Below are 8,799 nucleotides of genomic sequence, written 5' to 3' on the forward strand. Positions count from 1 at the left end.
AGGTAGGGGTAATCGAATGAAAGATCCTATGAAGCCTGGCCGCCTCGACAACCTGGTCGACGCCTAAAATATGTGCGTCGACCCAGGCCGATTGGAGAGAATCATGCGCGCAGAACCAGCGTACACAACGGTTACAGAGCAAATCGTGCTTGCGGTGTCGCTTGAGCTTGCCGCGGCCAAATGGAAGGTCGCGCTACACGACGGGCAGCGTTGCCGGCCATTTGTGCATCTGTGACCGAGCGAGACGCTGCGGGGCGGCTGCAGGCCGTGCTGGACCTCATCGAGCGGCACAAGGCCACGTGGATTCTGGCGCCGGATGTGCGTGTCGTCGTCAGCTACGAAGCCGGCCCGGATGCGTTCTGGATCTATCGCACGCTGCGGGCTCGCGGGATCGAGTGTCATGTGATCGATCCCGCGAGCATCCCTGTTGAGCGCCATAAGAGGCGCGCGAAGACCGACAGGCTCGACGCCATCAAGCTGGTGATCAACCTGCGCGCATGGCTGCGTGCCGCCGCCCGCCCCCGCGCTGCCGACCTCGGCTGGCAGCGCGTTCTTCATGTAGCCGGTCGCGGCAGGAACCGCCGGCGTCCTGAAGTCCGGACCGACCGCGCAGCCTGCGAGCGCAAAGGCCAGCACTGTCGCCGCCCCGCATTTCCCGTAGGGGTGGTTGAATGTGTTAGCCATGGTTATGCCTCTTCTGCGGCCGGTTTGTTCGCCGCGCGTTTTTCGACGAAGCGTTCGAGGACCAGGTAATGGGTAGGCAGGATATAGAGCGTGAGCAGCGTCGCGATCCCGAGGCCGCCGATGACGACTGTCGCAAGACCCCGCTGGACGTCGGTGCCCACCCCGGTGGCGAGCGCAGCCGGCAGCATGCCCACCGTCGCGACCGGCGCGGTCATCAGCACGGGCCGGAACTGTTCGAGCGCCCCGGTCGTCACGCGTTTCGCGTAGTGGCAGGCCCTTGCCCGCGCAACCGGTTGATGTTCGACACCATGATGATCCCGTTCTGCACCGCGACCCCGAACAGTGCGATGAACCCCACAGCGGTCGCGATATTCAGCGTCTCGCCGCGGATGTTCAGTGCGACGAGGCCACCGAGCGTCGCGAGCGGCACGACGCCGAGCACCAGCAGCGCCTGGCGCGAATTGCCGAAGTTCGCGATCAACAGCGTGAGCATCATGCCCACCACGATCAGGAATGAAACCGCGAGACGCTTCTGCGCGCGCTGCTCGTTCTCGAATGTACCCGCCCCATTCGAGGTGGTACTTCTCGTGGTCGAAGTGAACGTTCGCATCGATCTTCCGCTACGCTTCGGCGAGGTAGTCCGACAGCGCGCGGTCGCGGTTGTCGACGCGGATCGTGACCTCGCGTTTGCCGAACTCGTGCGTGATCGTGCTTTCGCCCATCTGCAGCGAGATCTTCGCGACATCACCGAGAGGGACCTTTGCGCCAGACGTCGACGGCAGCGTCAGTTGCTCGAGTGCTCCCCGGTTCGTCACCGAGGCGTTCGGCACGTGCAGTGTCAGGTTGTAGATACCGGAATGGCGGCCGCTATAGGGTCGGCCGGTATCCGCGCGACATTTATTCTGCATCCCTGATTATCAACAACGACCGGATTGACCAGAACACGGCCAGCCTGCTACTTGCGCAGCGCCCGTCACTATCAATAGAGGCATGACATGAGCGTACCTGTCGCATCTTCCTTCCCTGAGTATGCACGCGGTGGTGCCCCCCGTATCCGATGCGCAACAGCCATTGCGCGACCGGTTGATCGCAGCCGGCCTGCTCGTCGACACCGGCGAAAACGGCCTCTATGGACACACCATATCTACGAAGGCATCGTCGAACGCCTGACGTGGCTGATATCCAGCATGGCTGCGGACCAGCATCCGGAAGTTCTGCGCTTCCCGCTAGCGGTGCCACGCAAGGACTTCGAAGACAGCGAATACTTGAAGAACTTTCCGCACCTCGCCGGCACGATTCACGCGTTCTGCGGTGATGAGCGAGAGACCATCGGCGCCTGTTGCGGGCGCTCAACGACGTGCCATCCGATCCCGGCGACGAGCGAAGCGACGCCTGGCTAGCCCAGCAAAAGCCAACGCGCGCTGTGCTCACACCCGCTGCGCGCTATCCGGTCTATCCGGTCATCGCGCGACGCGGCCCGCTACCAGAAAATGCGCTCACTATAGATGTGCTGTCGTATTGCTTCCGTCACGAACCTTCTCTGGACCCGACGCGCATGCAAATGTTCAGAATGCGCGAGTATGTGCGGATTGGCTCGCCAGAAGATGTTCAGGCTTTTCGCACGACGTGGATCGAACGCGGCCATGCACTTACAGGTATGTTACGCCTGCCCGCCGAATTCGACGTCGCGAACGATCCATTCTTCGGCCGCGGCGGCAAGATCGTCGCGGACAGTCAGCGCGCGCAGCAGTTGAAATTCGAACTGCTGATCCCGGTAACGGACCCGCAGCGCAAAACCGCCTGCCTGTCGTTCAACTATCACATGGACCACTTCGGTCGGATATGGAAACTGCGTTGCGCGAATGGCGCCATCGCACACTCGGCCTGCATCGCATTCGGAATGGAGCGGCTCGCACTTGCGCTGTTGCATCATCACGGGTGCGACGTCGATGCATGGCCCGACGACGTGCGTCAACTACTCTGGGGCGATAGTCACGAGCGCATTGCTGCTGAACTAGAATGCTGGCGACAGCCGGCTGACGCACCCGGAAGTGATGTCAACGGCGACGAAAAACAACGAATCTATTGATGACGCGGAGGCGCTCATCCTGCGGGCAGGTCACGATGATGAAAGCGTCCAGGATGTTCCAGGATCGCCTTCACGCTTGTGGCCGCCGGCGATTTTCGATGACCGAAATTTGTCGGCGAGGACGAATTCGCTCTCTCACAGTCGCCGGTTCCGTGCGGCCGGTCTAATCATGCGCTATTTGTAGGGAATCCAACATCATTGTTCGATAGCCGACGCAGGTGCGCGACGCAATTTGACTGACGCCAATGCGTCATTAGCGTCTGTACTGGCGGTTCCGGGCGTTTGCGCCCCACATGGCCTGGAAGGTGCTTGGAGACGAATCGCGCGCAGTGAAAGTGCGGTTCATGGTTGCCTGCCGACAGTGGCGCGAGTCGCAGGACTGAAACCCTGGTAACTTTTCGGAAAGGATCAGGTCTTGTCCAAAATGAAGAAGGTGCTGTGTAACGGTGTGCTGATTGCTATGCTAATCGGGGTGGCGGAAAATGCCGCCGCCGCGCTGGAACATGAGTGCGTTCCGGTCGACGCGTTTAGTGCTGTCTTCTGCTCAATCATTGGGGACGGCGATAAAGGAGAGGCTTTCCGCAGCAAGAAAGTGAGTTACTGCAGTGGCCCCACCTAGCGGATGACGCAACAACCGGGTTCTGGCAAACGTTCGTCATAAAATGTTGGCCGTTCGGAAGGGGCCATGGATCTCGAAAGCGAACGCACACAGTTGAGAAGAGTTCACCGGGGTCTGGTTCGCGCACGATTTCGGATAGCCGCCCAGGAACGCGTTCTCGAAGAAATGCGGAATGATGGTCATGCTACCGACATGACCCGTCCGATGAAGCTGTTATCGGTGGGCTTGCCCGGACGGCTGAAGTCGATCTGTACCTTGTAGTGGTACGCCCACATATCCAGCAGGACGGCCGGAGAACTCGCTGCCGTTATCGGCGAGCAGGCATCGCGGCGCCCGACGTTGGGCCACCAACCGGTTCAGCACGGACACAACGTCCTCTGCACGCAGGCGCTGTCCGACTTCAATGGCAAGTGCCTCACGGCTGAAGACATCCACGATCGTCAAGGCTCGCAGGCAGATGCCATTGGCGAGTTGATCGGCCACGAAATCCAGACTCCAGACCTCGTTGTGGCGCGTCGGCGCGCAACGCTGACGGCGCGACACCACCATCTTGCGTCGTTTGGGCAACTTCGAGCGTAACTGCCGCTGTTCTTCAGCGTAGAGCCGGTAGATCCGGTTGCGGCTCACGCGCCAGCCTTCGGGTTTGAGCAGTCGTGAACGCGTCGGTAGCCATACCGCACGCGGGTCTGGGTCAATCTCACGCATGTGCTGCCGAAGCGCCCTCTGCGGATCCTTGACGCTGCGATAGTAGTGCGTGCTGCGCGCCTGCCGCACCAGACGGCACGCCCGCTGCGTCGGAAGACCGAAGTGATGCATGACGTAGGTCACGGCCTGTCTCTTCAGCGCGTGCAGGGCCACTTTTTTGTGGCGATATCCTGCAGGATCGCCTTGTCCAGACTGAGCTCCGCAGCCAGCTTCTTGAGCCGCGCATTCTCGTCCTGGAGCTGCTTCAGCTCACGCACCCTAGTTCGACTCCTGGCCCAGATCTAGCTTCTTCCAGCGGTAATACGTCTGCTCGGATCTCCCCAGCTGCGGCCACGTTCTGCTCCACCGAATACTGATTGCGTTTCCTCGCCAACCTCCCGTGTCATGGGGAAAATTGCTCCGAAACACTAACACTCATTTCTGTCCAGGATTTCGACGGCAGATCAGCCTCCCTGCCGAGGTATATCTCCCTGTCCGCTCGCAAATTCCTGTCAAGGAAGAATGCTCATGAAGATTGTGTTGATTGGCTACGGAACCATTGCATCTGCACTTATGCCAAACTTGCTCGGTGAGTTCGGGGGCGAAATTGAAAGCCTTAAGGTAATAGATCCATATGGCGCCCAGAGGCTCAGCGCTGATTTCGATTTCCCTGTAACTTGGGTGGCGGCGAGCGTCGCTAAGGAAAATCTTGAAGACTTGCTGAGCGACCTGGATTCCGACTCCTTTGTAATCAACCTGTCCGTCAATGTCTCAAGTGTCGACCTGGTTTCATTTTGCCAGCAGAAAGAAACAAAATATATTGATACATGCATTGAACCATGGGCCGGACATTATGTAAATGCAGATGCAGAGCCTGCAGAGCGTACCAACTACGCCCTCAGGGAAGCCATGCTTACGTTGAAGGCTAAATGTCAAGATGGCCCTACAGCTATCGTAGCGCACGGCGCAAATCCGGGTTTGGTGTCTCATTTCGTAAAGCGGGCACTTCTGAATATTCGGGATGATATTTACGGAATAAGCCAGCCAATCCCGCAAACTCGTCAGCAGTGGGCGAAGCTGTCTGCTGATCTAGATGTGAAAATAATCCATATTGCGGAGCATGATACCCAGATTGCAAAACTGCCTAAGCGGCCTGGCGAGTTTGTAAATACTTGGTCAATTGATGGGTTTATTGGCGAAGGTTGCCAGCCTGCTGAGTTAGGCTGGGGGACTCATGAACTTCGCTTACCGCCAGAGGGGCAGCGGCATACTACAGGCTGCAATAGCGCGATCTATTTGAACCGCCCGGGCGCCTCGGTCAGATTGAAAACCTGGACTCCTGCTTTTGGCCCATGCTTAGGCTTTTTGATCACTCATAATGAAGTTGTTTCTCTGTCGGATTATCTAACGTACTTTGAAGGTGAGCGAGCCGCTTATCGGCCTACGGTCAATTATGCTTACCATCCTTGCAATGACGCGATACTTTCCATTCACGAGCTTAGTGGTTGTTCTTGGAATCCACAGGCACAAGGGAGAATTTTGCAAGGACCGGATATCGCCTCGGGAGGGGATTATCTTGGCGTGCTTCTGATGGGGCATAAGAAAAATGCATATTGGTTTGGGTTCTACATGGAGAACTCGGTTGCTCAAAAGCTCAACCCTGAAAGCTCTGCCACCTCTTTGCAAGTCGTGGCCGGTGTTATAGCAGGTATGAAATGGGCAATTGCTAATCCACGTTGCGGGATCATTGAAGCGGAAGAGATGGACTTTAGCTTCGTGCTAGATAATGCAAAGCCCTACTTAGGCGAAATGCTGGGGGAATACACTGATTGGAGTCCTGTGGAAGAGGATAAAGGGCTATTTTCCACTGCTTCGTCTGATAAGTGGCAGTTTCAAAACTTCATGGAATAATTGCAGGGAGCGCAATCATGAGCTATTTAAAATCGTCAATCGGCTTGAAAAGTTATGACTGGTCTTCAGTTGAGTTACTTAAATATCTGACTCCCGAACGCATCACCGGATGTAGGGATGTCATAAAATCACGGCAAGAACACTTTTGGCATGACATGAGCGCTGAATTTGATTCCAAGCACTTCTTGATATATCTCATGAATCGAAGTGATTTACAGCTGAGCGATGATTTCTTAGAGTTCGCATGCCTCTGGCATTTGGATGAACAAAACCACTATAGAGGTCTTCGAAAGATCAATAGTGTGTTGTATGGTTTCCGAGAAGAAGATATCGACAAAGAAATCGAATCCAGACAGCCGGAATTTGAATCGATTTCATCCTTCATGGTTGATGAATTCACCATATTGGCGTCAATTGCATTCGATGAAGTTACTAGCACTCGGGCTTATAAGCAGGACTTCAAGCTTTTTGATAGTCTTGGGCCTGATTGTCTGTCCGCATGGATTCGTAATGCTACTAAAGATGAAGCGGCGCACTACGGCAACGCTATGAAGCTTTTGAAGAAAAACCACTCATCTCGGTTTGGCGAACTTCCAGCAATCCTTGACAAAATAGTTGGCTTCGAAACTTCTGATGGTTTCGGATATAACAATACATTTATTTTTGATCATGTTACCGATGACTTCTCGAATGAGCTATTGAACGATAGCAAAAATACGATTCTTGAGGTTCTCGGGAGCGAGAAATGACCTGGTTATATTTTGCCCTTCTGGCACCGCTGCTTTGGAGTCTCTCATATATTGTTGATAAGTTTGCAATCACTAATATTGCATCCAATTGGATTTCGTTCATTTTCTTGCTGAGCATCGGGAATATTTTTTTTGCGATGGCAATTTATGCCTATTTCCGGCCCGCCGATCTAGACTTATATATGGTGGTGATAAATATATGCTCTGGTCTCGCAATATTTCTACAATACTTTGCATATAGCTACTCCTTGGGGGATATGGATGTATCGGTTGTGATTCCGATTCACCAATCTGAACCAATATTTGTATTGGCCGCATCAGTGCTGATTTTTCATGCCATTCCGACATCTAGGCAACAGACTGGCTTCGCTTTGATCGTCGTTGGTATTCTAATACTATGCATGTCTAGGCAGACGATTGGTGGATTGGGGCACCCCCGGCACGTAGTCGTGTTGCTAATTTCTGCTTTTTTGGGAGCTGTCTCGACTGTAATTTCAGATGAGTTATTGAAAGTCACGAGCTTGCACTCGGTGCTGATTTTCAACTTTGCTGGCTATGCCCTTGGTGGGATGTTGCTTTTATTGGTTCCGAAATGGAGAAAGCTCATCATTGATGATCTAAAAGTTTTGAACTATAAGCAATTCGGAATTTTCGGGGCGACGAACATCTTTGATGTTGGGGGCTATGTATTCTTCATGGCCGCTCTGGCTGCGGGAGGCGGTGCAGCTTTGGTTTCGGTAGTCGTCAGTATCCACCCGCTGTTCGTCTTGGCTTTTGGGTTCCTGGCAACGAAGCTGTTTCCAAAATTTATCGCCGAGGATATTTCTCCCGGAGGCGTAGTTAGAAAATTTTTCTCAATCATCGTGATCGTGGTAGGAGTAGCAGTGATATCACTCCAGGACATGTGAGAGAGACTCGAAAAAACATCATCTGTTAAGAGTCGCTAACACAAGTCATCCACGAAGCATGAACAGATAACGGCATCGCTGGATGGTCGAGCGCACGCATGCATGGTTTGCCGGCTTCCGCAAACTGCGGAATTGCTTTGAGCGCCGTCTCGACATTCATGTTGCGTTGCTGTCCCTTGCTGCTGCCTGCCATTAGCCAACGGTGCAACCAGAAGCCGTCGCGGCCCGCCTCATAGCAGCTCACCACCAAGGTGTCAGGGTGCAGATGACAGCGAGCTTTGGCTTTCGCGATAGCGGTCAGGACGGAAGCGGTGTCGCCGGCCGCTACCGTGCAACGGCTGGGAGCACGTACGCCATCACCGAGTGACAGCTTCCAGTTCTTTTCGCCCAATTCAAAGGCGACAAACAGCCTGCAGGTGATCGCGGTGTCCTGTGCGTTCAAGGTTCTCTCGGGTGCGGCCATTTGCGTGCTCCTTCCGGAAAACGGTTCAGATCAACCGTTTTACTCCTGGGGGCTTACGCGGGTTGTTCCTCATAGACAGTTGACTTTCGCTGCGCACGAGGCTGACCGCCGCGCGGAGGTGAAACGCGGGTTAGCACGCATGCCAGAGCCGCAAGAGTATGGTCTAAGCCAATACTCGACAACCTGTTTCCGGCACGGAGGTCAGCGTGAATAACGATAGCACGGTGTTTGTCGGCCTGGATGTTCACAAGGATTCGATCGTGGTCGCGTATTCTGTCGGGTTTGGCGAAGTAGAGGCCCTCGGCAAGATTGCGCCTCGAGCCAATGATATCGATCGCTTGTGCAAGCGCATGCAGTCAAAAGCATCGAACGTATTGTTCGTCTATGAGGCCGGCCCTGCGGCTACGGCCTTCATCGCCAGTTGACGGCAAAGGGCTACCCCTGCATGGTCTGCGCGCCGTCACTGATTCCCCGCAAGCCCGGCGAGCGGGTCAAGACCGACCGCCGCGATGCAGCGAAACTGGTACGCGCGCTTCGAGCTGGAGATCTGTCGCCCGTGCACGTGCCCACCGTCGAGGACGAAGCGTTTCGTGACCTGGTCCGCACCTGGGGCGCCGCCAAACAGGATCTGAAGCAGGCCAGGCAACGCCTCAAAGCCTTCCTGCTCGCCCACGACGTGCGCTATACCGGCC

Annotated in this window: 7 protein-coding genes and 6 pseudogenes; 8 read left to right on the top strand and 5 right to left on the bottom strand. The window is 55.2% G+C overall.

From position 1 onward, the window contains the following. Window positions 1-103: 103 nt before the first annotated feature. A pseudogene (locus BFD71_RS43000) lies at window positions 104-507 on the top strand (IS110 family transposase); the annotation flags it as partial. A 179-nt stretch (window positions 508-686) separates the two neighbouring features. Here BFD71_RS43000 and BFD71_RS41880 read toward each other — a convergent pair. From BFD71_RS41880 to BFD71_RS41890, 3 genes are read right to left on the bottom strand one after another with little or no spacing between them, the layout of a single operon-like run. Further along, window positions 687-938 (bottom strand): efflux RND transporter permease subunit, encoded by a 252-nt coding sequence (locus BFD71_RS41880; RefSeq protein ID WP_069269210.1) that lies wholly within the window; start codon window positions 936-938, stop codon window positions 687-689. Next, window positions 935-1,294, bottom strand: a complete 360-nt coding sequence (locus BFD71_RS41885) for an efflux RND transporter permease subunit (RefSeq protein WP_069269211.1) — start codon at window positions 1,292-1,294, stop codon at window positions 935-937. The genes BFD71_RS41880 and BFD71_RS41885 overlap by 4 nt, the downstream gene beginning before the upstream one ends. Window positions 1,295-1,304: 10 nt before the next feature. Then, on the bottom strand, window positions 1,305-1,592 hold the full coding sequence (locus BFD71_RS41890) for a hypothetical protein (protein ID WP_069269212.1): 288 nt from the start codon (window positions 1,590-1,592) through the stop codon (window positions 1,305-1,307). 121 nt (window positions 1,593-1,713) lie between these two features. On the opposite strand from BFD71_RS41890, the pseudogene BFD71_RS37360 reads away from it, so the two are divergent. Further along, a pseudogene (locus BFD71_RS37360) lies at window positions 1,714-2,773 on the top strand (amino acid--[acyl-carrier-protein] ligase). A 415-nt stretch (window positions 2,774-3,188) separates the two neighbouring features. Beyond that, a complete protein-coding gene (locus BFD71_RS37365) occupies window positions 3,189-3,392 on the top strand; it encodes a hypothetical protein (protein WP_141710944.1) in 204 nt (67 codons plus the stop codon). Window positions 3,393-3,595: 203 nt separating this feature from the next. Here the strand turns inward: BFD71_RS37365 and BFD71_RS37370 are convergent. Next, window positions 3,596-4,424, bottom strand: a pseudogene (locus tag BFD71_RS37370) (IS3 family transposase); the annotation flags it as partial. Window positions 4,425-4,604: 180 nt separating this feature from the next. On the opposite strand from BFD71_RS37370, the gene BFD71_RS37380 reads away from it, so the two are divergent. The 4 genes and pseudogenes from BFD71_RS37380 to BFD71_RS41120 all read left to right on the top strand — a co-directional run. Next, window positions 4,605-5,987 (top strand): saccharopine dehydrogenase C-terminal domain-containing protein, encoded by a 1,383-nt coding sequence (locus tag BFD71_RS37380; RefSeq protein WP_083245707.1) that lies wholly within the window; start codon window positions 4,605-4,607, stop codon window positions 5,985-5,987. A gap of 17 nt (window positions 5,988-6,004) precedes the next feature. Further along, window positions 6,005-6,736: a hypothetical protein gene (locus tag BFD71_RS37385; RefSeq protein WP_069269215.1), complete on the top strand. Its 732-nt coding sequence runs from the start codon at window positions 6,005-6,007 to the stop codon at window positions 6,734-6,736. Beyond that, entirely contained in the window at window positions 6,733-7,644 is a 912-nt protein-coding gene (locus BFD71_RS37390; protein ID WP_069269216.1) for an EamA family transporter, read from the top strand. Before BFD71_RS37385 ends, BFD71_RS37390 begins: the two co-directional genes overlap by 4 nt. 70 nt (window positions 7,645-7,714) lie before the next feature. Next, window positions 7,715-7,840: pseudogene (locus BFD71_RS41120) on the top strand (IS5/IS1182 family transposase); the annotation flags it as partial. Here the strand turns inward: BFD71_RS41120 and BFD71_RS43115 are convergent. Further along, window positions 7,838-8,107: pseudogene (locus BFD71_RS43115) on the bottom strand (IS110 family transposase); the annotation flags it as partial. The pseudogenes BFD71_RS41120 and BFD71_RS43115 sit on opposite strands and share 3 nt — an antisense overlap. 206 nt (window positions 8,108-8,313) lie before the next feature. Here BFD71_RS43115 and BFD71_RS37400 point away from each other — a divergent pair. Next, a pseudogene (locus tag BFD71_RS37400) lies at window positions 8,314-8,799 on the top strand (IS110 family transposase); the annotation flags it as partial.

Source organism: Paraburkholderia nodosa, from assembly GCF_001718195.1.
GTDB lineage: Bacteria > Pseudomonadota > Gammaproteobacteria > Burkholderiales > Burkholderiaceae > Paraburkholderia > Paraburkholderia nodosa_A.